Below are 25246 nucleotides of genomic sequence, written 5' to 3'. Positions count from 1 at the left end.
TCTGGACATTGCGGCGCGTAAGGCGTATTTAGGGCATAAGTCGAAACATATCGGCGGCGGTTCCGGGAACGGGGCCGCCGCTTTTCTTTGTCTGAAAGGTTCCCCAGCTTGATTACGATCAGCCCACAGGAAGACCGCATCCTTGCCTTGTCCGAGCCGCTTGCCAGCGATCTCGGTCTTGAGGTCGTGCGCATCCGTGTGATGGGCGGGAAACGCCCGCTGCTACAGATCATGATCGAAAAAGTAGGCGGTGCGCCAACCGATGTTGAGGATTGTGCCAGCTTCTCGCGGCAGCTCTCGCCGATCCTTGAGGCTGAAGACCCGATCTCAGAGGCTTATCGCCTTGAAGTTTCAACGCCGGGGATTGATCGCCCGCTGACACGGGTGGGTGATTTCGGGCGCTGGATTGGCCATCTGGCCAAGGTTGAGCTGGCTATGCCGATTGATGGACGCCGTCGTTTTCAGGGTGTGATCACCCGTGAGGATGAGAGTGGCGTGGCAATTGAGCTGGATGATGACAGCGAACTGGTCGCCCACGTTCATGAGATGACCAAGGCCAGCCTGATCCTGACCGATGAGTTGATCGATGTGGCTGCGGCGTCCGGCAATTTGCCGCCTCAGCCCGGTGATGAGAATTTTGAGGGCTTCGAGACTGACGAAGCCACTGACGAAACAACAGAAGAGAGTGGAGCTTGAAGCCATGAGTAATATTGGCGTTTCCGCAAACCGGCTTGAAATCATGCAAATCGCGAAAGCGGTTGCTGAGGAAAAGGCGATCGACAAATCCATCGTGATCGAGGCGATGCAGGAAGCGATCGAGAAAGCTGCCAAGTCCCGCTATGGCCAAGAACACGATATCCGCGCGATCATTGACGAGGAAAGCGGCGAGCAAAGCCTGTGGCGTGTTCAGACGGTTGTTGCCGATGATGCGGTTGAGGATCCTGATCAGGAATTGCGCCTCACTGATGCCAAGAAGATTGATGCGACCCTAGAGATTGGTGATGAGCTGAAAGAAGAGCTGCCACCGTTCGATTTTGGGCGTGTTGCTGCGCAGACCGCGAAACAGGTCATTATGCAGAAAGTGCGCGATGCCGAGCGTCAGCGCCAGTTCGACGAGTATAAGGATCGCGAAGGCGAGATTATCAATGGCATCGTTAAGCGCGTTGAGTATGGCCATGTGATTGTCGATCTTGGCCGCGCCGAAGGGATCATCCGCCGCAATGACGGCATCCCACGTGAGAATTTCCAGCCGAACGATCGTGTTCGCGCTTACCTCTATAAGGTCAGTCGCGAGATTAAGGGCCCGCAAATCTTCCTGTCGCGTGCCCACCCTGACTTCATGATCAAGCTGTTCGCGGCTGAGGTGCCAGAAGTTTATGAAGGCGTCATCGAGATCAAGTCCTGTGCCCGTGATGCGGGGTCTCGTGCGAAGATCGGCGTATTCTCGAATGATAGTTCCATTGATCCTGTCGGGGCCTGTGTCGGTATGCGCGGCGCCCGCGTGCAGGCCGTTGTGGGTGAGCTGTCAGGTGAGAAGATCGACATCATTCCGTGGAATTATGATGATGCGACCTTCATCGTGAACGCGTTGCAGCCTGCCGAGGTCACCAAGGTGATCCTGGACGAGGACGAGCAGCGCGTTGAGGTTGTTGTTGCTGATGACCAGTTCCCGCTGGCGATTGGTCGCCGGGGTCAGAACGTCCGCCTGGCTTCACAGCTGACGGGATGGCAGATCGACCTGACCACTGAGACCGATGACTCTGAGCGTTATCAGAAAGACTTCCAGCGCCGCACAGAACTGTTCATGACAGCGCTTGATGCTGATGAGACTCTGGCTCAACTGCTGGCCTCTGAAGGCTTTGAAACGGTTGAAGAGATTGCCTATGTCAGCGCCGAAGACTTCATGCAGGTTGAAGGCTTTGATGAGGATGTCGCTGCTGAGATTCAAGAGCGCGCCCGCGAATACCTTGAGAAGCTCGCTGAAGAGCTGAATGCCAAGCGCCTTGAGCTGGGTGTTGAAGATGCGGTCATGGACCTTGATGGCATGACACCAGCCTTCGCCGTGAAGCTGGGTGAAAATGACATCAAATCTGTCGATGATGTTGCTGGTCTTGTTCCAGATGACATCACGGGCTGGCGCGAGAATGGTCCGGATGGCAAGCCGGTCTGGCAGGACGGCATTCTGAAGAAGGGCGAGATGCGTAAGGATGATGCGCAGCTCTTCATTATGAAAGCGCGTGTCCTTGCGGGCTGGATTGAGCCGGAAGCGCTGGAGCAGCTGGAAGCGGAAATGGCGGCGGAAGCCGTCGCAGAAGAGCTGGAGCTCTCTGAAGAAGAGCGTGCGCTGCTGGCCCTTGGTGAACTCGGCAATGCGAGTGAGGAATCTGAAGAGGAAGTCGAGGTTGAACTCGATCTTTCTGATGAGGACTTGATGGCGGAAATCGAAGGTCTTGATCTTGATGAAGACCTTCTGGCGGAGGGCGGCGACGATGCCGCATCCAAAGAATGACCGCGCACAGCGCCTAGAGGCGCAATCGGATAAAGGCACTGGCGGACCGATCCGCCAGTGTGCTGTCACGCGGGAGCAACACCCGCAGACGGCAATGATCCGTTTTGTCCGCTCGCCAGATGGCGTGGCGGTGCCGGATATTGCTGGCAAGCTGCCCGGGCGGGGTGTCTGGGTGAAGGCGTATCGGGGTACTCTGGAAAAAGGGCTGAAGGCGGACGTCTTCTCACGTGGCTTCAAACAGAAGACCACGCCGATGGACGAGCTTGCAGATGAGATAGAGCGCCAGTTGCTGGTGCGATGCCAGGGCTTGCTCGGCATGGCCAAGAAGGGTGGAAAAGCCGTTCTTGGTTTCGATCAGGTGCGTGCTTATATACGCAAAGATGAGCCTGGCTGGCTGCTTGAAGCGAGCGATGGTGCAAAAGATGGCCGTAACAAGGTTCATTTTTTGGCCAAGGCGATATATGAAGACGTCAAAGTAGCAGGTGCATTGTCATCTGCTGAATTGGGCATGGCCTTTGGGCGGGAGCATGTGATACACGCACTGCTCCATCCGGGGTCGCTCTCGGAGGCCTTTTCTGTTGCCTATCGGCGTTTGACGGGATTTCGTCATGCGCCTGAAACAGAATGGTTTGCCGGTAGGCATGAGAATATAAGGGACGACTAGTCGTCGTCATAATGGAAGGTTAGACACCGCGCATGAGCGATACGAAAGACAAAGGCACTTCAGGGCGTAAGCCTCTCTCTGTTTCACGGGGCGGTGGCTCTGGTACAGTGAAGCAGAGCTTCAGCCATGGTCGCTCGAAGCAGGTCGTGGTTGAGACGAAGAAGAAGCGGCCGGTAAGTGCTTCGACAGGTGGCAAGAAACCGCCGCGCACGGGCGGCAAACCAGATGCATCGGGCGCTGGTAAGCCACAGTCAAAGCTGGCTGCTGCCGCCAAGAAGCTTGGGATTACCGAAGAAGAGCTGATTGCCCGTCAGAAGGTTCTGTTGCAGCGCCGTGCAGCTGAAGAGAAGCGCAAAGCCGAACAGGAAAAGCAACAAGCTCGCACTAAAGCCCTGCAGGAAAAGCAGGAGCAGAAAGCCCAGGCTGAAAAAGAGCGCGGTGAAGCCGAAGAGCGCCGTAAGGCTGAGGATGAGGCCCGCAAGAAAGCTGAAGCCGAAGCCAAGAAAGCTGCTGCTGAAGAAAAGGCTGCTAAGTCTGAGCGCAGTCCCAAAAAAGGCGGCGGACGCACCAAAACCGAGGCTGCACCTAGTCAGGCTGATATTGAAGCCGCGGCCAGCAGCGCTGGATCGCGCCGCAAGGGCGGTCGCGGCAGTGCCCGTGATAATCGTGACAATCGCGAAACAGGCGGCCGTGGCCGAGGCGGCGACGACAAGCGCCGTCGTGGTAAGCTGACCATCGCGTCTGCATTGGGCGATGATGGTGACCGTCAGCGCTCATTGGCCTCTGTGAAGCGTGCCCGCGAACGTGAGCGTGAGCGTCGTGCTGGTGGCGAGTCCAAGGAAAAGGTTTCTGTCGAAGTTACCTTGCCAGAGACCATCACGCTGTCGGATCTGTCCCAGCGGATGAAAGAGCGCGTCGGCGACGTCGTGAAATTCATGATGCAACAAGGCGAGATGATGCGTGCCAATGACATCATTGATGCCGACACCGCTGAACTGATCATTGAAGAATTTGGCCATACGACCAAACGCGTTTCTGAAGCCGATGTTGAAATTGGTCTGGACGGTGAAGAGGATGATCCGAAGGATCTCGTTGGCCGTCCACCGATCGTCACCATTATGGGTCACGTTGATCACGGTAAGACATCGCTGCTCGACGCCCTGCGTTCAACGGATGTTGTTTCCGGTGAGGCTGGCGGAATTACCCAGCATATTGGGGCCTATCAGGTTCAACTGAAATCTGGCGACAAGATCAGCTTCCTGGATACACCGGGCCACGCTGCTTTCTCTGCGATGCGTGCCCGCGGTGCGAACGTCACGGATATTGCGATTATCGTTGTTGCTGCGAATGACTCGGTCATGCCACAGACCATCGAAGCGATCAGCCATGCCAAGGCCGCTGAAGTGCCGATTATTGTGGCAGTGAACAAAGTCGACTTGCAGGACGCGGACGCCAACAAGGTTCTGACCGATCTGCTTCAACATGACATTCAGGTTGAAGCGATGGGCGGTGATGTTCAGGCGATTGAAGTCTCTGCTCTGAAGAAAACGGGTCTGGATGATTTGACTGAGGCGATCACGCTGCAGGCAGAACTGCTTGACCTGAAAGCCAATCCGAAACGTCTGGCTGACGGTGTCGTGGTTGAATCACAGCTCGATAAGGGCCGCGGCCCTGTCGCGACGGTTCTGGTCAAGCGCGGTACGCTTAAGCGCGGTGACATTGTTGTTGCTGGCAGCAAATGGGGTAAGGTTCGCGCACTCGTCAATGAGCGCGGCCAACAGCTGAAAGAAGCTGGTCCATCTCTGCCTGTGGAAATTCTCGGTATGGATGGCACTCCAGAGCCGGGTGATGCGTTCAACGTGGTTGAAAGCGAAGCCCGCGCGCGTGAGATCACAGAGTATCGTGAGCGTATGAAGCGTCAGAAGCAGGGTGTTGCCACCCAGCGCGCATCGCTTGAGCAGTTCATGACCAGCCTGAAAGATGGGTCTGGCGATATCAAAGACCTGCCAATCGTTCTGAAGGGCGATGTGCAGGGCTCTGTTGAAGCAATCACGCAATCGCTTGAAAAGCTTTCGACTGATGAGGTTCGTGCGAATGTTGTATTCGGCGCGGCCGGGGGTATCTCTGAGAGTGATATTCTGCTCGCTCAATCAACCGGCTCACCTGTCTTCGCGTTTAATGTCCGTGCGAATAAGCAGGCACGTGAACTGGCCGAAAAAGAAGGCATCGAAATTCGCTACTACTCGATCATCTATGAGTTGATTGATGATGTGAAAGCTTCTCTGTCCGGTATGCTGGCGCCAGAGAAGAAAGAGACCTTCATCGGTTACGCCGATATTCTCGAAGTCTTCAACATTACCAAAGTCGGCAAGGTTGCAGGCTGTAAGGTGACTGAGGGTGTCGTGAAGCGTGGCTGTGGTGTGCGCCTTCTGCGCGATGATGTCGTGATCCACGAAGGTAACCTGAAAACGCTGAAACGCTTTAAGGATGAAGTGCCGGAAGTTACCAATGGCATGGAATGCGGTATGGCCTTCGAGAAATACGAAGATATTCGCGAAGGCGACAAGATCGAGTGTTTCGAGATTGAGATGATCGCGCGGACGCTAGATTAAGCCATTTGATGCTTGCGTCTTTGCAAAATCAAAAGGCTTCTCGGCTAGGAGGGGCGTATGACTGACACCCCCGTTTCTGTTGCTGGCCAGCTACTTGAGAAAGACATCAAGAAGCTGGCCCGTGCCGCCCGGACCAGCACTGTCGGGCCAACCGCGCTCTACTATGCCGGCGTCACGGCTCCGATGATTTCCGCAGGTATGGCGCTGATGTCCAAGAATGCGTTTGGCGCACTTGGCTTCAGTCCATACTGGCAGCTTTTGCTCTCGGCTATTTTTGCCGCCCTTGCTGGGATTGTCTGGTATTTGATTTTCATGCGCTGGTCCTATCGGCACAAAGCCGGGCGCGGGAATGAGTTGCAATCTGAGACGCAAATCACGGTTGAAGATGAGATCGTGACGCTCAAGCGAGGCCCATTAGAGGTGCGTGTGCAACGCTCAGCTTTGCAGAAAGTCATCGACAAGCGGGGCTATACGATTGTTCAGTTTGATGGGGTTGACCCCTGGATCATTCCAGATCGCTGGTTTGAAAAGAATAAAGCTGCTCTGAAAGCCTTTCAGATGCAGCTTAGAGGAAAATAGACGATGGCCAGACGTGGTGGCGGACAGAATACGGGTGAACCCAGCCAGCGGCAGCTTCGCGCCGGGGAGTTGATCCGGCATGCGCTGGTTGATGTCCTGTCGCGGGAAGAGCTGCATGATGTCGACTTACAGGGCGTGATGGTCACGATCGGGGAGGTGCGCTGCTCGCCTGATCTGCGCCATGCCAATATTTTCTGTTCCCCACTAGGCGCGAGTTCGAGGGAGCAGATTGAAGCCGTTTCAGAGGCTTTAAACCGGGCGGCTGGCTTCTTGCGCGGTAAGCTTGGTCGCCAGATTGAGATGAAGTTCACGCCCCAGCTCCATTTCATTCCTGATCATTCCTATGATGATGCCAGCGAGATGGATGCGGTATTCCGGCGTGCGGAAGTCGCGCGGGATTTGGATGATTCTGAAGATCAGGATGAAGCTGAAGGCTAAGTCGCGCCGCTGGTCCGACGGACCGGCAAGTGTTTCTTGCCCCAGTCCTTGAAGGCGGTAAGGGCCGGTGCAAACTCGCGGCCCTTATCTGTCAGAACGTATTCGTAGCGCTTTGGGCGTTCTGAATAGGCACGCTTTTCCAGAATTTTAGCCTCGACGAGACGCTTGAGGCGGTCTGAAACGATGTGACGTGTTGCGCCCGTACTGCTGGCAAACTGATCAAATCGTGACAGACCCAGAAAGCAATCGCGCAGGATCAAAAGCGTCCAGCGATCACCAACCAAAGACAATGTGCGTGCGACCGGGCACCAATTTTCATCAAGATCAGACCATTTCATACTTGCTCTCTACCCTGATTTGCATAAAGTTCCAAATTGGAACTGGAGGATTGTTAGATGTCCAAGAAACTTGAATTCTTTTTTGATTATATCAGCCCAACCGCCTATGTCGCGCAAGCGGTTGTTCGCGGTGTGATTGAGAGGACTGGTGCAGACCTTGTTTTGCGCCCGATGTTTCTTGGCGGGGTGATGCAGGCAACCGGTAATCGCCCACCCGGTATGGTTCCGGCCAAGGGCAAGTATATGGGGCAGGATCTGGCCCGCTGTACCAAGCGCTATGGTCTACCTTTGCACTTCAATCCGCACTTCCCGATGATGAATACACGGCCACTGACCGGGGCAACCATCCGACTGGCGGACGACCCAGAGCAGCAGGACAAACTATTCATGGCAGGTTGGAAGCATATTTGGGGCAAGCCGAATGGCATCAATTGCGGCGAGGAGGCCGAGTTCAAAGCTGCATTTGCCAGCGAAGGGTTCGATGCTGACAAGCTATGGGCGCTCGGGACCGACCCAGAGACCAAGGCCATGCTGCGGGCCAATACAGACGAAGCAGTTGAGCGCGGCGCTTTCGGGGCACCGACCTTCTTTGTCGGTGAAGAAATGTTCTTCGGGCATGATCGCCTCGACTATGCCGAGGAAGCTTTGAGGGCGTCAGCCTAGCTGAGGAAATCGGCCAGGGCAGAAATGTGATCAAGAGCGTCCTGAAGGCCAGCATGGTCCTCGACCAGGCCCGGCTCAATCGGCTGCACAAGCACAAGATGGCGCACGGTCTGAACGGCAACAGGTAAGCCAAGCGATAGCGTGTGATCCGAAACGTGCCATGCGACCCCGCGTGGATGCATGAAACTGTTCCGCGCCTCAACCAGGCGATCAAAACCCTGCCGAGCCGCCAAGCCAAAGGGCAGGGTGTATGGAGATGGCAAGCGATCGCGATTAGCTGCGCGTAAAAGCAGTTCGGTCGCACCAGCTTGCGCAGGGAGGACATCACCCGCGGCCTTTAGAGCGAGAGCCACAGCCTGCTGTGCCATTAACACGGCGCCTGTTGCTAACCATGGGCCGCTGGTCCCCCGTGCATCCGGGTACAGTCGGGCATGGACTGCCGTAAAGCGTACGGTTTCGAAAAGCGCTTTACTGGCTTGCAACCGGCATGTCCTCACTCTTGCGGAAGTCCCAGCCGGTCTGGGCCGCGATATAGGTGAAGGCGGCATAGACAGCGACATTCTGCCGGAACTCTTCAGGGTCGATCTTGTCGAATGTATCATCCGGGGTGTGGTGATAGTCGAAATAATCGAGGCCATTCTGAGCAGGTGTGACGACAGGGACACCGGAGCGGCGCAGAACACCAATATCTGGCCCCCCAGAGGCTTCATTATTTCCGGGTACCACGCCAAGCGGCATTAGAATTTGTTGAATGGCACGGCCATAGGGCAGGGCGGCCTCCCCGAAACGGGTCTGGAATTGCCAGATCGGGCCAGCGCCAAAATCGCTTTCTGCTGCCAGAACATGCTTGTTTAAGGTCTCTGCGTGGCGACGGGCGTAGGCATCCGCGCCAAACAGGCCAACCTCTTCTGCGCCATAGAGAACAACGCGAATCGTGCGGCGTGGCGGTTCAGGCAGCTCTGCGATCAATTTGGCTGCACCAACGACGATCCCGCAACCGGCCGCATCATCGAGGGCGCCAGTGCCCAGGTCCCAGCTGTCGAGATGGCAGCCGATCAGGACGATCTCATCTTTCAGGTCTGTGCCAGCGACTTCAGCAATAACATTGCCGGATGGCGCATTGGGGCGGATATCGGTCTGGATGTTGACGCGTACCTGAACCGGACCGCGCTCCAGCAGGCGGGTCAATTGATCAGCATCTGGGCCTGAAATAGCCGCGGCGGCCAGCGCACCTTCTGCGCCATCACGGGCCATGATGCCAGTATGGGGCATCCGGTGTGGCTGCGTCCCAACCGAACGGATCAGGCAGGCAAGCGCGCCTTTTTCAGCGGCAACACGGGCGCACTGGCTGCGTTTCCGCACAGCCATGCCGTAGCCAGCGCCGGTCATGGTGCGGGTCATCCCCTCATCAATAAAGACGATCTTACCTTCAACGGCTTCTGGATTCGCGCTGGAGAGCGCGCGCATGTCTGCGAACCGGATGACGTTTGCTTCGACACCGCCTTCTTCTGTTTCAGCTGAGCCCCCCAAAGCGGTGGCAACAATCTCCTGTGGGACAGGTGCAGTGATGGACACTTCATCCTCAAGGCGGGACCAGAAGGGGATTGCGAAAGGCTCAACACGGACATTGTCGAAACCAAGCTCGGTCAGCTCGGCGACAGACCAGTCACGGGCGCGCTTTTCCTGGGCTGAGCCTGCTAGGCGGGGACCAATCTCTGTTGTCAGGTCTTCAACGAATTTCAGACCAACCTCGTCTTCAAGCGCCTGTTCAATCAGAACCTTGGTGTTCACATTGATCTCTGCGGGTAGCTCTGCTGTCGTCTGGCCAAGTGCCGGTAGACAAGAAAGGGTAAGGGCAGTCCCAGCTGCAATTGTACGGATCAACATCGAAAATTCTCCAGTATTTGGGCGGAACCTAAGGGATTTCCCTCTTGCGTCCAGCACCTTTCCAGAGTGGTGTGCGGGGATGACGACTTTAACGGCCCTGCCCGAGTTAAAACTGAACCCGGACCTCGATCTTGATACGCTGGCCGCGCAGTATCAGCGTGATGAGTTTGTTCAGATCAAAGGTATTTTCGCTGAAGAGACAGCGAAAGCGATTTCTGATCTGTTACGGCAAACCATTCCCTGGCACCTGATTTATGTTGATCCGGAAAGCGGTGTCGTTCAGCTCTCGCGTGAGGAGGCTAATCGCCTTGGGCCCCAGGAAATGCAGCGCCGTATGGCTGGCATTATGCGACTTGCGACCCGGAATATCGGTTATTGTTATAAGGGTTACCAGATGAGCCATGCCTTGCGGGAGGGCCGTGATACCGGCCACCCTGTGCACGAGATTACGAAATTTCTGGGCTCGCGCGCTTTTCTGGATTTCGGGGAAAAAGTGATTGGCGTCACGCCGCTAACGCAAATTGATGCGCAAGCGACCTTTTTTGATGCCGGTAGTTTCCTCACCCGCCATGTCGATGAAGGTAGCCAGAATGAACGCCGGGCTGCTTATACGCTAAGTTTTTGTCCAAACTGGCAGACCGATTGGGGCGGACTTTTGCAGTTTATCGACCGGACCACCACGGATGTGACCAGTGCCTGGGTGCCGCGCTGGAATACGCTGACCATCTTTAATGGTCGTAAGGTCCATGCGGTCAGCCCCGTCTCCGCATTTGCCGGAGACGGGCGCTATTCGATTGTGGGCTGGTTACGGGACGATCCGCTTTAGGCGGCGAGCTGCTCGATTGCCTCATTAGCAGCTTTCAATGTTGCCTCTGGATCAAGCGCAAGCTGATCAGCGGTGATAATCTCGACATCCGTGATGCCAATGAAACCCAGGACATGGCGAATGTAAGGGGTTGCAAAATCGATCTCTGAGCCGGATTTCGTGCCGCCAGAGGCAATCACGATATAGGCTTTCTTGCCTTCCAGCAGGCCGACGGGTCCGGAAGCTGAATATTTGAAGGTTCTTCCGGCGCGGGCGATTTGGTCAACCCATGCTTTGAAAGCAGCCGGTACGCCGAAATTATAGATGGGTAGCCCGATGACGAGCGTGTCCGCGGCTTCAATTTCGGCAACCAGGCGATCGGAAGGGGCGAGTATCTCGCGCTGCTGGGCTGTGCGATCTTCTTCAGGGGTAAAGTTCGCGGTTACCCAATCTTCGGTGATGATCTGGGGTGGCGTTTGACCAATATCGCGCTGTGTGATCTGCGCGCCAGCCGTGCGTAAACGATTGATAAGTTTTTCGGATAGAACGCGTGACTGTGATCCGGCGATCCGCGCAGATGCATTAATATGCAGAATATGATTGGGCATGGGGCTCTCCTTTGTTCACCCCAAAGCTATTCATGTGCTTTTCAAGCAGTAGGCATGCGGATCAGGAAACAGATATTCCTGATCCGCATATATCAGGTTTATTGAACAGTGAGACTTTGAGCCGTGCTGATCACGACTTCATTTGCCGGGCGATCTTTATAGCCCTCTTCGCGAAGAACGGCTTCAACATTGCCATCCGCGCTGACATAGACGATGGCTGGGTGCGGGATACCATCAAAGCGGCTGCCGGCAGGGACTTCAGCGTTACGAAGACCGAAAGCATCAATCATCGCTGAATCAGTATCGGAAAGCAGGGTGTAGGACAGGCCCTCTGCTTCACCAAAGGCTTGTAGGGTTTCCGGCGTATCATAAGTGATCAGGTTCAGTGCCCAGCCTGCTTCGGTCAGGTCAGCGGCAGCTGTTTCCAGATCCGTGGCTTGCGTTTTACAGAACGGACACCAGTCGAGCGAGCGTGAGAAAACCAGAATCGCGCCTTCGGAACCAGAGATAGCTGCGAGATCAACGGCTGTGCCATCGGCTGCAACAGCAGCAAAGGCTGGAGCGGCTTCGCCAACGGTTGGGCCGATTTGGGTATCTTCGGCCATAGCAGGCATAATAAGAGCTGCGGTTGCAGCGGCAGCGAGAATTGAACGCATCATGAGAGACTCCTTAAATTGTGAAGCCCGTTTAGCGAAACAGGGCCATGGAGCCGAATAACAAAGCCGTTATCGATTAGCCTGCCAGGCTTTAGCTGTTTGGCCGTACATTACCCATTTCTCGCCCGTATAAGGCTTGGGTGGATCAATCTCTGCCCTGAAGCTTGAGCCAAGGCGCTCGGCAAGTTTGATCGAGCTAACATTGTTGCGATCAATACAGTGGACGATATCTGTCCAGCCGAGTTGATCAATCGCAAACTCAATTGAGGCGGTTGCGGCTTCTAAGGCGTAACCCTTTCCCATTTTGGATGACATAAGGCCCCAGCCAATCTCGGCTTGTGGCCAGCCATGTGGGTTCCATGGGCCACCGCGACCGATCCACTGGCCGGTTTCCTTTTCAATCCATGAGAACATCCCATAGCCACGGATATGCCAGTGGCCAATCATAGTTGCCATAACGCGCCAGACTTGGGCTGGATGCATAGCCCCGCCGATGAATTTCATCGCGTCACCATCCTCGTGCATCTTGGCCCAACCTTCAAAATCCTGCGCCGCCGGTGGGCGCAGGATTAAGCGTTCCGTTTCAATGACCGGGCGTTCAAGCATATTAGGCGAGGCTTGGGTCAATACCTTTACAGGTTTCAACCAGACCCTTCACAGCCTCAACAGAGGTCATGAACATCTTCTCTTCATCGTCATTAAAGTCGAATTCGACGACTTTTTCTGCACCGCCAGCACCGATCAGCGTTGGGACGCCAACATAGATGCCATTGAGGCCATATTGGCCATCACACCAGGCTGCAGAAGGCAGAACGCGCTTCTGATCGAAGAGGTAAGACTTCGCCATGGAAATCGCGCTTTCGGCTGGTGCGTAATAGGCCGAACCCGTTTTCAGAAGCGCAACAATCTCGCCGCCGCCTTTGCGGGTACGGTCAACAATCGCGTCGAGTTTTTCTTGGGTCATCCAACCTTGCTTTACGAGCTGTGGCAAAGGCAGGCCGCCAACGGTTGAGTGACGCACCATTGGCACCATGGAGTCGCCGTGACCGGCAAGCGTCCAGGCGTGAATGTCAGCAACGGATACGCCTGTCGCTTCAGACAGGAAGTACGCAAAACGGCTGGAGTCGAGCACACCGGCCATACCGACAACTTTATTGGTTGGCAGGCCAGAGAATTGCTGCAGTGCCCAAACCATCGCGTCGAGTGGGTTGGTGATACAGATTACGAAAGCGTCTGGCGCGTGCGCAGCAATGCCTTCGCCAACGGCTTTCATCACTTTCAGGTTGATGCCGAGCAGGTCATCGCGGCTCATACCCGGCTTGCGCGCGACACCCGCGGTGACGATGCAAACATCAGCGCCAGCAATATCGGCATAGTCATTTGCGCCTTTCAGCTCGACGGACGCATTAAAGACCGGTGTGGACTCACAAATGTCGAGGGCTTTGCCCTGTGGGAGACCTTCAGCAATATCAAAAAGAACGACGTCGCCAAGCTCTTCACGCGCTGCAACATGCGCGAGCGTGCCGCCAATCATACCGGAACCGATGAGAGCGATTTTTTTGCGGGCCATATGAGGTCTCCTGTCTACCATTAAGTTTTCGCGCTGACCCCTAACGGAGGCAGGCGAAACTGGCAATGAGACCTTTGGGTTTAGCCTGTTATGAAGCCTTATAGTTCGCGGCCGATGGCGTAGAAACGATCACGGCGTTGCTGCTTTAATTCAAGCTCGGACAGACCGCTGAGGGTATCCAGAGATTTCTGAATGGCTTTGCCCGCGGCTTTGATCGCTTTTTCCATGTCGCGATGGGCACCGCCGACTGGCTCTTTCACGACATCATCGACCACGCCCATTTTCCTGAGGTCGCGGGCGGTGATTTTCATCGCTTCGGCGGCGTCTTTGGCTTTGGCGGCGTCACGATAAAGGATTGAGGCGCAGCCTTCCGGCGAAATCACGGAATAGATAGAATGCTCCATCATCAGGACTTTATTGGCTGCAGCAATCGCGATGGCACCGCCAGAGCCGCCCTCACCAATGATGAGTGAAACCATCGGGACAGACAGGGTCAGGCAGCGCTCGGTCGAGCGGGCAATGGCTTCGGCCTGGCCGCGCTCTTCGCCAGCTTTCCCCGGGAAGGCACCTGCAGTGTCTACGAAGGTGATCACAGGGAGCTTAAAGCGCTCGGCAAGGTTCATCAGGCGTACCGCCTTGCGATAGCCTTCAGGGTGCGCCATGCCGAAATTATGGCGCAAGCGGCTTTCAGTTGTGCGGCCCTTTTCATGGCCCATGACTACGACAGATTGACCATTGAAACGCGCAAGACCGCCCAGAACGGCCTCGTCATTACCGAAGACACGATCCCCAGCGAGTTCCTGATAGTCTTCAAACAGTTGGCTGACATAATCGGTAAAGTGCGGGCGCTCTGGGTGGCGCGCGACCTGTGTTTTGCGCCACGGCGTGAGCGAGGCGTAGGTGTCTTTTAGTTGCTTGGCGGCTTTCTCGCGCAAGCGTGTCAGCTCGTCAGAGATTTGCGGTGCATCTTCCTGAGAAGAGACGGCTTCAAGCTCGGCGATCTTGGTTTCAAGTTCGGCGAGTGGCTTTTCGAAATCGAGATAAGTCGTAGGCATAAGCGCTAAATAGCGAGCATTGTCATGCCCCGCTAGCCTTTTCGTGCGGCAGGAGAGAAACGTTCAAAGACCAGAATGGGATCCTCGGCCATATCGGTCAGGGCAAAATCGCGATAGCCAAGCTTCTCAGCCACCCTGATCGAGGCGGTATTATCTGGATTAATGATACAGGTTGAGCGGCCGGGACGAACCTCGTCCAGCCAGTCATGGACCGCCTGCATAGCTTCAGAAGCATAGCCTTGCCCCCATGCGTCTGGTGCGATGATCCAGCCAGCTTCCGGGGTTCCGGAAATATCCGGCTCAATGCCACGCTGGAAATCAGCAAAGCCAACCTCGCCAATGATCGCGCCCGTCTTGCGATGCTCGGCAATCCAGTAACCATAGCCCAGCATCTGCCAGAGCCCATGCGCCCGTAACATGGTCATCCAGACATCCTGACGGGACCGTACGCCTCCGGTAAAGCGGCCGACACCTTCATCAGCGCGAATCGTCGCCAGCCCATCAAGGTCTGTGGCTTCCACGCCGCGGATGATTAATCGGTCAGAAACGAGTGTTGGTGTGCTCAAGCGTCTGCTTTCATCTTGGCCAGCATGGCCCCCATAGCCGCATGAACGACCTGCATGCCTTTGAGGGGTCGGACCATGACTTTGAAGTCTGTAATTTTGCCGTCCTGATCCCATTCAATCATATCGATGCCGTTCACGTGAATACCGTCCATCACGCACTCAAATTCGAGGACAGCCTTTTCGCCACAATCAAAGAGCGCGTATATTTGAACGTGTCGCCACCCAGCGTGTTTCCCGCCGCTGACAGATAAGCGAACGTGATCGCCTTGCCTTCCTGCGGTGTGTGCACAACCGGGCTGCGGAAGACGACATCATCGTGGAGCATGTCGAGCAAGGTAGCCTTGTCATGTCCACCCAGCATATAGTCAAACCAAGCCTGAAGGTTTGGCTTGTATCCAGTGGTTGGAACATCATGCGTATGTGCCATCGAGGCGTCCTCCGTTATTGTTGGGCGAAAGTGAACGCCTAGATGGGATTTGTCTACAGAAACAGAGCTGCGGCTGTGTCCGGGAAAAAGGCGAAGAAGCCGCCAATGATGAATGCGGCGACGCTGATCCCCCAGAGGGTCCAGCTGATCCGGCGCAGGCGTGTGCAGGCGCGCGCTTTTATGGGATCAGCTGGGCAGGGCAGGGTACGCGCATGCCATTGCCAGGCTCCGGATGCGGCAAGAACCAGCCCCGTCACCGTAAAGACAAGATGCTTGTTAGCCCCGAACCAGGTGATACCCGGAACAGTGCCAATCACGCCTGACCATACGGCCCCCATACCCACCATGACCAGCATGGCGGGTAGGGCGCAGCAAATGAGTGTGGTTGCGGACGTAAAGAGTGCCAGCGTCGCAGGCAGGACGCTGGGCGGCTTTACTTCATCTTGTGCGGTATTCATGCGGTTTCACGCGCAACAGAAACCAGCGTATAGCCTGACTTCTTGACCAACTCACCGACAGTTTCATCGGAGAGATCGCTTCCGGGCTTCAACGTGACGTGGATCTCCTGTGTATCGAGATCAACATGGACGTTTTCCACCGCATCATTCTTGCCAAAGACTTTTGTCACCGCGCGCGCACAAAAGTCGCAGACCATGCCCTTAACCTTCGCGGTGACCATGGTTTGTGCGGCGGGGGCCGCTTGCACAGGTTCGACGCCATGATCCTGGGCCATAGCGACAGGAACCGTAAAAGCAAAAGCGGATGCGGCGAGCGTGAGTTTGATAAGTTTCATGAGTTTTGTCCTTAAAAACGGATGATCCAGTTCAACATCAGCTCTTCATCTTCGGGTGTATACCCGATTTCGAGCAGTTGAACGTCATAGAAAAAGCGCACGAGCGGGGTGAGCTTGGTTGTGGTGTCGGCTTCAGGGTCATTTTCGACCTGAAGCATCAGCCATGTGTGCAGGTCGCCATAGTCGCCAATATAGGGCGCAACGCCCACGCGTGCGGCTTGTCTTGCATCCTGGCCAAAGCCAAGATCATAAGCCCGCCCTTCATAAGAGACGAACCAGCGACGAGTTTCCCAATCAGCAGCGATGCCAAGAAAACCAGCAAGTTCGGCACTATCAGACCCGAAAGGGTCGGCCTGTCCGGCACCAGCCTTGAAATACAGATTACCTTGGCTGGTGTCGCCATTCCAGCGCTTGAGCAAGCGATTGTATTGCAGGCCTGTAAAGTGCCAGTCCTTGCCCCAGTTGCGCTCTGAATAGAGGCCAATGGAGCCCTGGAATGTCGGCGAATAATGCACATGAACTGATGACATGTCGCCATTATTCATCTGCATCAGCGTCCAACCACCGGGATAAGAGACAGGTCGCGCCTCTGCCGATGGTGCGTGCAGGATAGAACCGGCTGCCAGCGTGAGCGCGGCAAATCCGAGAATTTTCATATGTGTATTCCTTCGTGAGTTGATCCTTGAAAAACAGGATCAGGCTCGCGGAGGGGGAGGCTCAAATTCGGGGAGATGACTCAAGGCGATCACAGGTAAGGGGGCAGCCCACATGGTAATGCCGGGTATGGGTTGAGTGATATGAACGGGATGCTCCATGACCCCATTGCCTAAAAGCGCGGCGCAACAACAGGCCATTTTCTGGTGGTCAGGCGCGTCTTCCTCGTCAGAGATCGGCATCATCATATGATCATCGCAAGGCATATCCGCCATGACATGATGCTCAGCTGGGGCCTGCATTTGTGCGCGCATGTCACAAGGCTGCGCCATCGCTTCAAACCCCAGGGCAAGCGATGCGATAATCCAGAGAATGGATGTGAACGCACGTATCATTTGTGAGATCATAATGCATTCCTGAAGGCACAACAACCAATGGGCGCTAAACGCTAGTATTTTGCTTTAAGCGTTAGTGAGATCAAGTCGAACTCTTTTTGGGTTTTGAAATCTTGCCCCAGCTCATAGTCGATGCCAATCGACAATCCCGTCATTTCAGGGTGATTAAGCGCAGCTGAAAGTTCCCATTTTTCTGGGGTTTCGAAGTTTATGCTATCGGCGTCGCTGGCATCTCGCCATGAATAATCTGCTGAGAGTTCTAACCACCCATCATCGCCCTGGTATCCAAACAATCCTTGCTTAGAAAGGTCCAGGCTTAGGTTAAAGCCTTCGGCTGTATAGGCTGTGTCTCCTACCCTGTCGAAGGCTACGGGTGTATCAAAGTCTAAAGGTGCATCATCGTAGGTTAAGTAATCAATTGCAAGTTCGGCATCCCATTTGACACTCCAACCAGTTAACCAGTGAGATAGGCCAAGTCTCTTTTGCTTGCGGTTTTTATCGGATGGTGCCCAAGTGGTATCATGATCCATGAGTTGCAGGCTCTGCCGATAGCCCGGCAGGGGTACGAAGCGCGCGGGCGGGGCGATTTCCAAGCCAATCCTATTTCCATGCTGATTATTGTTATTGTCTGTAAAGCGCTCTGCAATCGCTCCTATGCGTAGCCCCGGGGCCCCAGTGCCTGTATATGAAGTTTGTCGCGAAAGATTGCGACCTCTGTACTTTGATTCAGGTCGCGGAGCACCTGTATATTCGTAGTCAAATCGGAAGCCCGCAGAATACTCTGCAAAAGCGACTTTAGAGGATATGATCTTTGGGTCGTCATTTTCGTCCAGTGCGATTGAGCCTGTCTCAGTGAACTCGAACTGTTTGAAATCGGCGGCGCTTTGGTCGATTGCAATGAAAGGCGTTAGTGAGAAAGTCTGTCTGGCTGTTTGCTTCTCTTGATCGCCTCCCTTGGACCATGAAAGCTTAAGGCCCATAGCTGCATTGGCTTTAATTGCATCTGTACCTTCACCACCTTTGTCTTTGATGTTTTCAGTGAGGCCAATTTCCATGCCATCAGCATCGGACTTTGCAAAATCACTGGTCTTTCCAACCAGAACAAACTCCCTATTGAGTTCCCAGCCTTTATTATTGCGCCATTTCATAGAGCGCTGTTTGCCAAGTTCAGCAATCTCAGTGGCGACGCCATCAAGACGCGTTGAAGGTGTAATAGCGTTCTCGATCCGTGGTGCTCCCTTTGGGAACAGGTTTGGTTGATCGACTTCCACCCGAGGGGCATCTTGTGATCCTCCACCTCTACACAAGACTATGAAAGGGCTGTCTTTGTATGAAGCAGGCTCTGCTGCATCAATGAAATGGCCTATCAAGTGATCGTCTAAACCAGGATTGAGCATAGGCCGGTAGTTAATAGCTTTGTACTTTCCTTGGATTTCTTCAAGTTTAGGGTCTGGAGATTTAGGGTCGGGGCTCCATACAGTTTCAGCTTCCCAGTCGGTTGCAATGACAACAAAACCATTCGCAGAGCCTGTTTCAGCGGCTTTGAAAAGGCGCAGCAGTGCTCGCCTCATGCGTGCGGCTTCATCCTTTCCATCAAAGCGTACGGTATCAGCGGCAAATACTGCATCTTTTTCGCATGTAGCTTCGCCAGCGAAGCATGGGGCGATCAGCTTCTTGAGGCTGAGTTTAGGATCTTTTGTTTTCAACAAGTCCTTAATGCTCAAAGAGACATCGTATCGTTCTTGTAGCGCAGCCAGGATGTGCTCGTTCCTGACTACCCAATACTCTTGGCCGTCTTCCTTGTGCAGAACAATATCACTAGGCAGAGACAGTTTTGGTTTACCATTATTATCTTCTTCATACTGGCATAGATCTTTTGATTTAAGATCATACAACGGATTTCGGACATTATCTGCTGATGCACCAAGCCTTGTAATGACAAGAACATTGATAGAAACAAAGATCCAGAAAAGCTTTCTGATCATGACTCCCCCCGGAATGATCAATAAGCTATAGAAAACACATATAGAGTTAAAAATCAAATCCTATGTGCGCAGTATAAGCTAGGCGCTATCCTTGGCGGCGATCTGATCGGCGAGATCGACAATCACCTTGGCCTGTTTCCAGGTTGCATCGTCCTGCATTTTACCGTCGAGCATGGCGACGCCTGCCCCATCGGGAATGGCTTCAAGAACACGGCGAGCAAAAGCAACCTCATCCGGGTCTGGGCTGAAGACTTTTTTGGCGACATCAATTTGTGAAGGGTGCAGCGTCCATGTGCCAACGCAGCCCATCAGGAAGGCGTTGCGGAATTGTTGTTCGCAGGCTTCAAGGTCAGCAATATCACCGAATGGGCCATAGAAGGGTTTGATCCCGGCCATGCCGCAAGCATCGACCATTTTTGCGATCGTGTAGTGCCATGGATCTTGCTGAGCGCTGGCGCGCGGGCTGCCATCTTCATGCGGGTCTTCGATAACTTTATAGAATGGATGCCCGCCACCGACGCGCGTGGTTTTCATCTTGCGACTGGCGGCAAGATCGGCCGGGCCAAGCGAGATACCCTGCATGCGCGGACTGGCAAGGCAAATATCCTCAACACGCGCCACACCTTCAGCAGTTTCCAGGATCGCATGCAGCAGGATCGGACGGGTCAGACCGGCCTTGGCTTCAAGCTGGGCGACAAGTTGGTCGACATAGTGAATATCCCACGGGCCTTCGACCTTCGGGATCATCAGAACATCAATTTGCTGCCCGGCTTTTGTCACCAGCTCGGTTACATCATCAAGGAACCAGGGCGAGTTGAGGCAATTGACGCGGCTCCACAGGCCGGTGCCCTTGGCCTGCCAATCCAGCATACCTGCCATTTCGATAACGCCTGCGCGGGCAGCCTCTTTGGCGTCGGCGGGGATCGCATCCTCAAGATTGCCCAGGACAACGTCACAAGTGTCGGCCATGCCGGGGACTTTGGCGCGCACCTTATCGAGATGCGGCGGCACGAACTGGATCATCCGCTCAACTTTGACAGGAAGCTCGCGATACGGATCAGGGGCCCCGGCGGCCAGGGGCTTAAAAAATTGACGCGGCGCTTTCTGGCTCATCTGTTTTCCTCCATTTGTGCGGCGCAACATAGCGGGCGCGCGGACGCTGGCAATGGGGGGATCGTCGCAGGTCGGTTATTGCGCCATTGGGTGGCTGGTTTCCAAGAGTTCTGCCAGCTCATCTGTAAGGACATGTGTATAGATTTGCGTCGTCGAAATGTCGGCATGTCCCAGTAGAGTTTGGACGCTTCGGAGGTCTGCGCCACCTTGCAACAGGTGGGTGGCATAAGCATGGCGCAAGGCATGGGGATGAACGCGGGCCGGGTCGATATTTGCGTGTTCTGCGAGCTGGGTCAGCAATTGCCCAAGGCGACGGCGGGTCAGATGGCCGGACTTGCCGCGCGACGGGAAAACGAAAGCGGCGCTGCCTGTGCCATATTTTTCGTCATCGCGTTCGGATAACCATTCTGACAAGGCCAACAGGGCTGGTGCGCCGAGAGGACAGAGTCGCTCTTTTCCACCTTTGCCGCGGATGATGATCTCGGCGGTTTCCCAGCGCCCGTTTCGGCGCCGCGGCAGGCTCCCAAGGGTCAGGCTGACAAGCTCGCTAACGCGCAGACCAGCGCCATACAATAGTTCAAGCAGGCAGATAAGGCGCGTATCGTCCCCGCAGGCCTTAAGGAGCGCGGTAACTTCTTCGCGGCTGAGAACATCGGGAATATCCCGCGCAGCCTTAGGGCCTTCGAGACGCGAGGTCGGATCATCTTTGCGATCGCCTTCTTCAAACAGAAAGCGGAAGAACCGTTTGAGAGAAGAAAGCTTTCGGGCTTGCGTTGAGGCAGCGAGGCCATCCCGCGAAAGGCTTTGCAGCCAGTCTGAGAGGTCTGCCCCATCCGAGGTGCAAAGATGACCGCCCAAATAGCCGCTGGCGTCAAGAAGGTCCCGGCCATAGGCATCAAGCGTATGGGGTGATGCCCCACGCTCAGCGGACATCATTTCCAGAAACGCTTCGATGCGGACCATGTCAGACATAGCAGGTAATGTAGGCTGTTTGCCTTACTGAAAGCACAACAGGCGCCCCATGAGAGCGCCTGTTGCCAGTTTGATATGGTAATGGTGGGGTGCTACTCGACCTTATCCCCTTTCAGCATCACCGACTCCCCATTCTCGGTATCAGGATCGCCATTCTTCTTATGCATGGCGATAATCACGCCTGACAGTGCGATCAGGGCAATCAGGTTCGGCAATGCCATCGAAGCATTGGCCAGCCCGCCAAGCAGCCAGATGAAGTCCACTTGAGTGAGCGAGCCGATGAAGATCACGACAACCCAGATATAGCGGATTGGGTGTGTGGCCCATTCGCCAAGCAGGTAAGTGACGGCCTGTTCGGCATAGTATGACCAGCCAATAATGGTGGTGAAAGCAAACAGAGCAATGGCGATGGTCACGACCCATCCCCCGAAGGGTAGGGCGGCCGCATAGGCACCATTGGTAACGGCAGTTGCCTGCAACACGCCATCTGTCTGGTAAGCATACTTCACAGCCTCACCCGAACTGTTGACGAAATCCCCGGACACACAAAGAATGACCAAAGCGGTCATCGTACAAATGATGATCGTGTCGAGGAAGACGCCGACCATGGCGATTTCGCCCTGCTTGACGGGGTTCTTGGTTTGCGCCGCCGCGTGAGCGATCGGGGCAGACCCTTGCCCCGCCTCATTTGAGAACAGTCCGCGGTCGACACCGGCCCTGATGGCAATCGCGATAACAGCGCCGGTGAAGCCACCAGCGGCCTGGTCCCAGCCAAACGCGCCTGAGAAAATCTTGCCGAAGGCTTGTGGGATTTCAGTGAAGTTCATGGCCAGAACCACAACCGCAACACCGACATAGGCCAGCGCCATCAGCGGAACAATTTTGCCGGCGACAGAGCCGATAGACTTAATGCCGCCAATGATGACCGCGAAAACGAGCGCAGCGAGCACAAGGCCAACAATCCAGTTCGCCATGACGCGTTGATCCGAGCTTGTTGGATCAAAGGCGTATGGGGTGACGGACATCTGACCATCTTCTGTGGTGCCTTCAGCCAGAACGAGACGCTCTTGTGGTGTTTCAACAAGGGCGCAGGCAGAGGCCTTGGTCAGGTCGTCTGAGGACATGGTCTCAGTTACGCTAACCCCTTCAGCAACCACATAAGCGTTCGACTTGAGGGGCTGGGTTAACTGACATGGCAGGACGCCAGAGAATTGGCGCGAGCTTTCCTGTACGGATTGGGTGATCGAGTTTGCCTGTACCATGCCGCCTGTCGCAGTGGCCGAGAAAATCGTCCCGATACAGAACAGAACCGCAAGCCAGCCCCAGGATTTTCCAAGGCCATTCTTGATATAGTACATCGGTCCGCCGTTTACGCGGCCATACTCATCGGTCTCACGATACTTGATCGCCAATGAGGATTCCGCGAAGGCCAGAGCCATGCCGAAGATGGCGGTGACCCACATCCAGAAGATCGCGCCAGGTCCACCAAGGGTGATCGCGGTCGCCACCCCGGCGAGGTTACCGGTCCCGACTTGCCCGGATAGAGCGGTCGAGAGAGCCTGCCAGGCGGTAATCTTGTTTTTGTCGCCGTCGCCTTTGCGGCCTTCCCAGACTTCCGCGATGGATGCGCCAAAGCGGCGGAGCGGACGGAACCGCAGCCGGATCATGAAATAGATACCCGTACCGAGCAGGATCACAACGACCGGGCCAATTGGCAGAATCGTCTGGTCGCCCCAATTTCCACCCCAGACGAAATCTGTCAGCAGGGTGATAAACTTACTAATGCTTTCCATGGTGCCTCCCCGGCAAAGCTCTTGTTTGAGTTTGGGGCTACCCTAGATGACAAACCCGCCGTGTGAAGCGTTCACCCCATGGTTTTTTCAGTTTTGTGATGTGTTGGCTGCGTTTTCGTCAGTTTTGCTTGATCGTTTGCGGGACCAAGCTTAGCTAGGGCGTGAGGATCTCTGGAAGGGGAAACTGGCGATTCCTAAGGAGACGGGCTGTGCATACAAAGAAACGTATCGAACTGATTATCGAGAAAATGGCCTGGAAGCGCGCCGGGCGTGTTCTGGAAGGTGCCGGCTTGACTGGATATACAGTTGTCCCGGCTCTTGCGGGCTATGGTGGCGGGAACCGCTGGCAGCGCGATGCGGATATCTCAGCCGCGAATGACATGGTTTTGATGGTATCGATTGGCAGTTCTGAGCGCGTTGAAAAAGCCCTTGTCGAGATTGAAAACCTGCTTGGGGCCCATATTGGTGTGGTCTCTGTGAGTGACGTTCAGGTCCTCCGGGATGAGCGCTTCTAGGCAGATCTTGCCAGATCATTCTCAGTCCGGTCTCAAATTTGCATAAAATCCTCTAACGCTGACCTAAGCGTTTCTTGACCCTTCTATGTCTAGAAGAGTCAGGAAATAAAGGGATTTTGAATGGCCGATGGGCTGACACATGTGCGGAACGTCAAAGACGTATCTGAAACGACATCACCAGAACTGGCGGCGACCAGCGATGTCAGTGTTCAGGATGCACGCTTTTCCCGCAAACGCTTGCCCGTTTCGATCAATGGGTTGCGCCAGTTCGCGCGGCTACTGGACATCGCATTTGTCAGCTTTGTCGCCTGGTACTGTCTCGGTCTCGCAGGCCTTACAATTCTGGGTGCGACAGTTTTCCAGATCATTCCATTTGTCCTGATCCCGGTTATGGTTTCCTGGGGATTGCGCACCGCTTCTGCTTATGACTTTGCCTATAATCGCAGCGCTGTAGATCACATGATCCGTGTTGCGAATGGGGCGGGTTTGCCATTGGCGGCTCTTGGTCTCGCAACATATGTTTTCTATCAGGGGTATGGTGCACGCTACCCCATTCTCGCAATTCTTTCGGCCTGGCTGACTGTGATTGCTGTCCACGCCTATATGCTGGCCTTCATTCGCGCCCTGACCCGTACAGGGCGATTAAGTGAGAATGTCGTGATTGTCGGGGCAACGCCGAATGCTCAGCGCTTGATTGAACGTAATGCTGAAACCCGTGAATTGAATGTGGTCGGTATTTTCGATGATCGCCTATCGCGGGCACCAAAATCGATTTCCGGAGCGCCACTTTTGGGTCGACTGGATGACTTGCTGAACTGGGACCGCTTGCCGGAGATTGATCGTATTGTTGTGACGATTACGTCCGATGCGCGGGCACGAGTCCGACATTTGATCGACCGGTTACGAATCTTGCCACAGCGGGTTGTCTTGCTGCTCGACCTTGATGGCTTTGATCCAGAAACCGAGAGTCTTGCCGAGATTGCGCGCTCACCTGCTGCGTATGTCTCTGGCACACCGCGCGATACACGCCGGGCTATGGTCAAGCGCTGTGCAGATGTCGTCTTCTCGCTCGCCATGCTGATTGCGTTCAGTCCGGTGCTTATGATCACGGCAATTATGATCAAACTGGAAAGCCCGGGGCCGATCTTCTTCCGCCAGCGCCGTCACGGTTTTAACAATCAGATCATCCGGGTATGGAAATTCCGCTCGATGCGTGATGATCCGGTTGCTGCGGAAAAGATGAGCCAGCAAACTCTGCGCGATGACCCGCGTGTGACCCGTGTCGGGCGATTTATCCGCAAGACCAGTATTGATGAGCTACCGCAGTTGATCAACGTCCTTAAAGGGGAGATGTCGATTGTCGGCCCGCGCCCTCATGCCGTTGGCATGACAACAGATGAGACCGCGGTTCAGGCCATCGTTGGCGACTATGCGCACCGCCATCGCGTTAAGCCGGGCATTACCGGGTGGGCGCAGATCAATGGGTCTCGCGGCCCGGTCCATACCAAACAGGAAGTTCGCGACCGTGTGCGTCTCGATATGGAATATGTTAATCGCTCGTCATTCTGGTTCGATCTATATATCATGGTGATGACCGCGCCCTGCCTGCTGGGCGATGCCAAGCGCGATCGATAGGATAGTCCTGTGAC

27 protein-coding genes and 1 pseudogene are annotated in these 25246 nt (G+C 55.0%); 10 read left to right on the top strand and 18 right to left on the bottom strand.

The genetic code is table 11. The features are described 5' to 3' along the window. Positions 1-108: 108 nt before the first annotated feature. The 6 genes from rimP to rbfA are packed head-to-tail and all read left to right on the top strand — an operon-like array spanning position 109 to position 6802. Complete coding sequence (gene rimP / locus RYZ27_RS13470; protein WP_406680043.1) at positions 109-696, top strand: ribosome maturation factor RimP; 588 nt, start codon at positions 109-111, stop codon at positions 694-696. Positions 697-700: 4 nt separating this feature from the next. Next, positions 701-2509 carry a transcription termination factor NusA gene (gene nusA / locus RYZ27_RS13465; RefSeq protein WP_406680042.1) on the top strand — a complete coding sequence of 603 codons (1809 nt, stop codon included), beginning with the start codon at positions 701-703 and terminating at the stop codon, positions 2507-2509. Next, positions 2490-3173, top strand: coding sequence for an RNA-binding protein (locus RYZ27_RS13460; RefSeq protein ID WP_406680041.1), 684 nt, complete (start codon positions 2490-2492; stop codon positions 3171-3173). Before nusA ends, RYZ27_RS13460 begins: the two co-directional genes overlap by 20 nt. Positions 3174-3205: 32 nt before the next feature. Then, positions 3206-5785 carry a translation initiation factor IF-2 gene (gene infB, locus RYZ27_RS13455; protein WP_406680040.1) on the top strand — a complete coding sequence of 860 codons (2580 nt, stop codon included), beginning with the start codon at positions 3206-3208 and terminating at the stop codon, positions 5783-5785. Between the two features lie 57 nt (positions 5786-5842). After that, on the top strand, positions 5843-6364 hold the full coding sequence (locus RYZ27_RS13450) for a hypothetical protein (protein WP_406680039.1): 522 nt from the start codon (positions 5843-5845) through the stop codon (positions 6362-6364). A gap of 3 nt (positions 6365-6367) precedes the next feature. Next, on the top strand, positions 6368-6802 hold the full coding sequence (rbfA, locus tag RYZ27_RS13445) for a 30S ribosome-binding factor RbfA (RefSeq protein WP_406680038.1): 435 nt from the start codon (positions 6368-6370) through the stop codon (positions 6800-6802). On the opposite strand, the gene RYZ27_RS13440 is transcribed toward rbfA, so the two are convergent. Further along, positions 6799-7140, bottom strand: coding sequence for a winged helix-turn-helix transcriptional regulator (locus RYZ27_RS13440; protein ID WP_406680037.1), 342 nt, complete (start codon positions 7138-7140; stop codon positions 6799-6801). The genes rbfA and RYZ27_RS13440 overlap by 4 nt on opposite strands. Positions 7141-7197: 57 nt before the next feature. On the opposite strand from RYZ27_RS13440, the gene RYZ27_RS13435 reads away from it, so the two are divergent. Then, positions 7198-7803, top strand: a complete 606-nt coding sequence (locus tag RYZ27_RS13435) for a 2-hydroxychromene-2-carboxylate isomerase (protein WP_406680036.1) — start codon at positions 7198-7200, stop codon at positions 7801-7803. Here RYZ27_RS13435 and RYZ27_RS13430 read toward each other — a convergent pair. Both RYZ27_RS13430 and RYZ27_RS13425 read right to left on the bottom strand, forming a co-directional pair. After that, a complete protein-coding gene (locus RYZ27_RS13430) occupies positions 7800-8171 on the bottom strand; it encodes a hypothetical protein (protein ID WP_406680035.1) in 372 nt (123 codons plus the stop codon). The two genes, RYZ27_RS13435 and RYZ27_RS13430, sit on opposite strands and share 4 nt — an antisense overlap. A 100-nt stretch (positions 8172-8271) precedes the next feature. After that, positions 8272-9690 (bottom strand): M28 family peptidase, encoded by a 1419-nt coding sequence (locus RYZ27_RS13425; RefSeq protein ID WP_406680034.1) that lies wholly within the window; start codon positions 9688-9690, stop codon positions 8272-8274. A gap of 79 nt (positions 9691-9769) precedes the next feature. Here RYZ27_RS13425 and RYZ27_RS13420 point away from each other — a divergent pair, with 79 nt between their 5' ends. Continuing rightward, on the top strand, positions 9770-10516 hold the full coding sequence (locus RYZ27_RS13420) for a 2OG-Fe(II) oxygenase (RefSeq protein WP_406680033.1): 747 nt from the start codon (positions 9770-9772) through the stop codon (positions 10514-10516). Here the strand turns inward: RYZ27_RS13420 and RYZ27_RS13415 are convergent. The 15 genes and pseudogenes from RYZ27_RS13415 to RYZ27_RS13345 all read right to left on the bottom strand — a co-directional run bounded on the left by RYZ27_RS13415 (position 10513) and on the right by RYZ27_RS13345 (position 23082). Next, on the bottom strand, positions 10513-11103 hold the full coding sequence (locus RYZ27_RS13415; RefSeq protein ID WP_406680032.1) for an FMN-dependent NADH-azoreductase: 591 nt from the start codon (positions 11101-11103) through the stop codon (positions 10513-10515). The two genes, RYZ27_RS13420 and RYZ27_RS13415, sit on opposite strands and share 4 nt — an antisense overlap. A 98-nt stretch (positions 11104-11201) precedes the next feature. Continuing rightward, on the bottom strand, positions 11202-11762 hold the full coding sequence (locus RYZ27_RS13410; protein WP_406680031.1) for a redoxin domain-containing protein: 561 nt from the start codon (positions 11760-11762) through the stop codon (positions 11202-11204). Positions 11763-11828: 66 nt separating this feature from the next. Beyond that, complete coding sequence (locus RYZ27_RS13405; protein ID WP_406680030.1) at positions 11829-12365, bottom strand: GNAT family N-acetyltransferase; 537 nt, start codon at positions 12363-12365, stop codon at positions 11829-11831. 1 nt (position 12366) lies between these two features. Continuing rightward, positions 12367-13329: a malate dehydrogenase gene (gene mdh, locus RYZ27_RS13400; RefSeq protein WP_406680029.1), complete on the bottom strand. Its 963-nt coding sequence runs from the start codon at positions 13327-13329 to the stop codon at positions 12367-12369. Positions 13330-13427: 98 nt separating this feature from the next. Then, positions 13428-14384: an acetyl-CoA carboxylase carboxyltransferase subunit alpha gene (locus RYZ27_RS13395; protein WP_406680028.1), complete on the bottom strand. Its 957-nt coding sequence runs from the start codon at positions 14382-14384 to the stop codon at positions 13428-13430. A gap of 32 nt (positions 14385-14416) precedes the next feature. After that, a complete protein-coding gene (locus RYZ27_RS13390) occupies positions 14417-14950 on the bottom strand; it encodes a GNAT family N-acetyltransferase (RefSeq protein ID WP_406680027.1) in 534 nt (177 codons plus the stop codon). Then, positions 14947-15311: pseudogene (locus RYZ27_RS13385) on the bottom strand (nuclear transport factor 2 family protein). The gene RYZ27_RS13390 and the pseudogene RYZ27_RS13385 overlap by 4 nt, the downstream one beginning before the upstream one ends. Before the next feature lie 119 nt (positions 15312-15430). Continuing rightward, complete coding sequence (locus RYZ27_RS13380) at positions 15431-15835, bottom strand: hypothetical protein (protein ID WP_406680026.1); 405 nt, start codon at positions 15833-15835, stop codon at positions 15431-15433. Then, complete coding sequence (locus RYZ27_RS13375; RefSeq protein WP_406680025.1) at positions 15832-16170, bottom strand: heavy-metal-associated domain-containing protein; 339 nt, start codon at positions 16168-16170, stop codon at positions 15832-15834. Before RYZ27_RS13375 ends, RYZ27_RS13380 begins: the two co-directional genes overlap by 4 nt. 11 nt (positions 16171-16181) lie before the next feature. Further along, complete coding sequence (locus RYZ27_RS13370; RefSeq protein WP_406680024.1) at positions 16182-16826, bottom strand: hypothetical protein; 645 nt, start codon at positions 16824-16826, stop codon at positions 16182-16184. 39 nt (positions 16827-16865) lie between these two features. Next, the gene (locus tag RYZ27_RS13365; RefSeq protein WP_406680023.1) at positions 16866-17231 is read right to left on the bottom strand and encodes a hypothetical protein; all 366 of its coding nucleotides are present in this window, start codon (positions 17229-17231) and stop codon (positions 16866-16868) included. A gap of 41 nt (positions 17232-17272) precedes the next feature. Further along, entirely contained in the window at positions 17273-19204 is a 1932-nt protein-coding gene (locus RYZ27_RS13360; RefSeq protein ID WP_406680022.1) for a hypothetical protein, read from the bottom strand. A gap of 78 nt (positions 19205-19282) precedes the next feature. Further along, positions 19283-20317 carry an HpcH/HpaI aldolase/citrate lyase family protein gene (locus tag RYZ27_RS13355; protein ID WP_406680021.1) on the bottom strand — a complete coding sequence of 345 codons (1035 nt, stop codon included), beginning with the start codon at positions 20315-20317 and terminating at the stop codon, positions 19283-19285. A gap of 75 nt (positions 20318-20392) precedes the next feature. Next, positions 20393-21289 carry a tyrosine recombinase gene (locus tag RYZ27_RS13350; RefSeq protein ID WP_406680020.1) on the bottom strand — a complete coding sequence of 299 codons (897 nt, stop codon included), beginning with the start codon at positions 21287-21289 and terminating at the stop codon, positions 20393-20395. 92 nt (positions 21290-21381) lie between these two features. Next, entirely contained in the window at positions 21382-23082 is a 1701-nt protein-coding gene (locus tag RYZ27_RS13345) for an alanine/glycine:cation symporter family protein (RefSeq protein ID WP_406680019.1), read from the bottom strand. Between the two features lie 209 nt (positions 23083-23291). Between RYZ27_RS13345 and RYZ27_RS13340 the strand changes: the two genes are divergently transcribed. Beyond that, the gene (locus tag RYZ27_RS13340) at positions 23292-23597 is read left to right on the top strand and encodes a DUF190 domain-containing protein (RefSeq protein ID WP_406680018.1); all 306 of its coding nucleotides are present in this window, start codon (positions 23292-23294) and stop codon (positions 23595-23597) included. 120 nt (positions 23598-23717) lie between these two features. After that, positions 23718-25232: an exopolysaccharide biosynthesis polyprenyl glycosylphosphotransferase gene (locus RYZ27_RS13335; protein WP_406680017.1), complete on the top strand. Its 1515-nt coding sequence runs from the start codon at positions 23718-23720 to the stop codon at positions 25230-25232. The last annotated feature ends 14 nt before the right edge of the window (positions 25233-25246 follow it).

The sequence above is a fragment of the Hyphomonas sp. FCG-A18 genome (assembly GCF_045287255.1).
Classification (GTDB): domain Bacteria; phylum Pseudomonadota; class Alphaproteobacteria; order Caulobacterales; family Hyphomonadaceae; genus Henriciella.
Note: the sequence above shows the minus strand (reverse complement) of the source record. Positions and strands in the feature narration are given on the sequence as shown.

Bases quoted from the DNA above. Each gene is read 5' to 3' on its own strand.
- nusA (WP_406680042.1), top strand. From the start codon at position 701: ATGAGTAATATTGGCGTTTCCGCAAACCGGCTTGAAATCATGCAAATC.
- RYZ27_RS13460 (WP_406680041.1), top strand. From the start codon at position 2,490: ATGCCGCATCCAAAGAATGACCGCGCACAGCGCCTAGAGGCGCAATCG.
- infB (WP_406680040.1), top strand. From the start codon at position 3,206: ATGAGCGATACGAAAGACAAAGGCACTTCAGGGCGTAAGCCTCTCTCT.
- RYZ27_RS13450 (WP_406680039.1), top strand. From the start codon at position 5,843: ATGACTGACACCCCCGTTTCTGTTGCTGGCCAGCTACTTGAGAAAGAC.
- rbfA (WP_406680038.1), top strand. From the start codon at position 6,368: ATGGCCAGACGTGGTGGCGGACAGAATACGGGTGAACCCAGCCAGCGG.
- RYZ27_RS13440 (WP_406680037.1), bottom strand. From the start codon at position 7,140: ATGAAATGGTCTGATCTTGATGAAAATTGGTGCCCGGTCGCACGCACA.
- RYZ27_RS13435 (WP_406680036.1), top strand. From the start codon at position 7,198: ATGTCCAAGAAACTTGAATTCTTTTTTGATTATATCAGCCCAACCGCC.
- RYZ27_RS13430 (WP_406680035.1), bottom strand. From the start codon at position 8,171: ATGGCACAGCAGGCTGTGGCTCTCGCTCTAAAGGCCGCGGGTGATGTC.
- RYZ27_RS13425 (WP_406680034.1), bottom strand. From the start codon at position 9,690: ATGTTGATCCGTACAATTGCAGCTGGGACTGCCCTTACCCTTTCTTGT.
- RYZ27_RS13420 (WP_406680033.1), top strand. From the start codon at position 9,770: ATGACGACTTTAACGGCCCTGCCCGAGTTAAAACTGAACCCGGACCTC.
- RYZ27_RS13415 (WP_406680032.1), bottom strand. From the start codon at position 11,103: ATGCCCAATCATATTCTGCATATTAATGCATCTGCGCGGATCGCCGGA.
- RYZ27_RS13410 (WP_406680031.1), bottom strand. From the start codon at position 11,762: ATGATGCGTTCAATTCTCGCTGCCGCTGCAACCGCAGCTCTTATTATG.
- RYZ27_RS13405 (WP_406680030.1), bottom strand. From the start codon at position 12,365: ATGCTTGAACGCCCGGTCATTGAAACGGAACGCTTAATCCTGCGCCCA.
- mdh (WP_406680029.1), bottom strand. From the start codon at position 13,329: ATGGCCCGCAAAAAAATCGCTCTCATCGGTTCCGGTATGATTGGCGGC.
- RYZ27_RS13395 (WP_406680028.1), bottom strand. From the start codon at position 14,384: ATGCCTACGACTTATCTCGATTTCGAAAAGCCACTCGCCGAACTTGAA.
- RYZ27_RS13380 (WP_406680026.1), bottom strand. From the start codon at position 15,835: ATGAATACCGCACAAGATGAAGTAAAGCCGCCCAGCGTCCTGCCTGCG.
- RYZ27_RS13375 (WP_406680025.1), bottom strand. From the start codon at position 16,170: ATGAAACTTATCAAACTCACGCTCGCCGCATCCGCTTTTGCTTTTACG.
- RYZ27_RS13370 (WP_406680024.1), bottom strand. From the start codon at position 16,826: ATGAAAATTCTCGGATTTGCCGCGCTCACGCTGGCAGCCGGTTCTATC.
- RYZ27_RS13365 (WP_406680023.1), bottom strand. From the start codon at position 17,231: ATGATCTCACAAATGATACGTGCGTTCACATCCATTCTCTGGATTATC.
- RYZ27_RS13360 (WP_406680022.1), bottom strand. From the start codon at position 19,204: ATGATCAGAAAGCTTTTCTGGATCTTTGTTTCTATCAATGTTCTTGTC.
- RYZ27_RS13355 (WP_406680021.1), bottom strand. From the start codon at position 20,317: ATGAGCCAGAAAGCGCCGCGTCAATTTTTTAAGCCCCTGGCCGCCGGG.
- RYZ27_RS13350 (WP_406680020.1), bottom strand. From the start codon at position 21,289: ATGTCTGACATGGTCCGCATCGAAGCGTTTCTGGAAATGATGTCCGCT.
- RYZ27_RS13345 (WP_406680019.1), bottom strand. From the start codon at position 23,082: ATGGAAAGCATTAGTAAGTTTATCACCCTGCTGACAGATTTCGTCTGG.
- RYZ27_RS13335 (WP_406680017.1), top strand. From the start codon at position 23,718: ATGGCCGATGGGCTGACACATGTGCGGAACGTCAAAGACGTATCTGAA.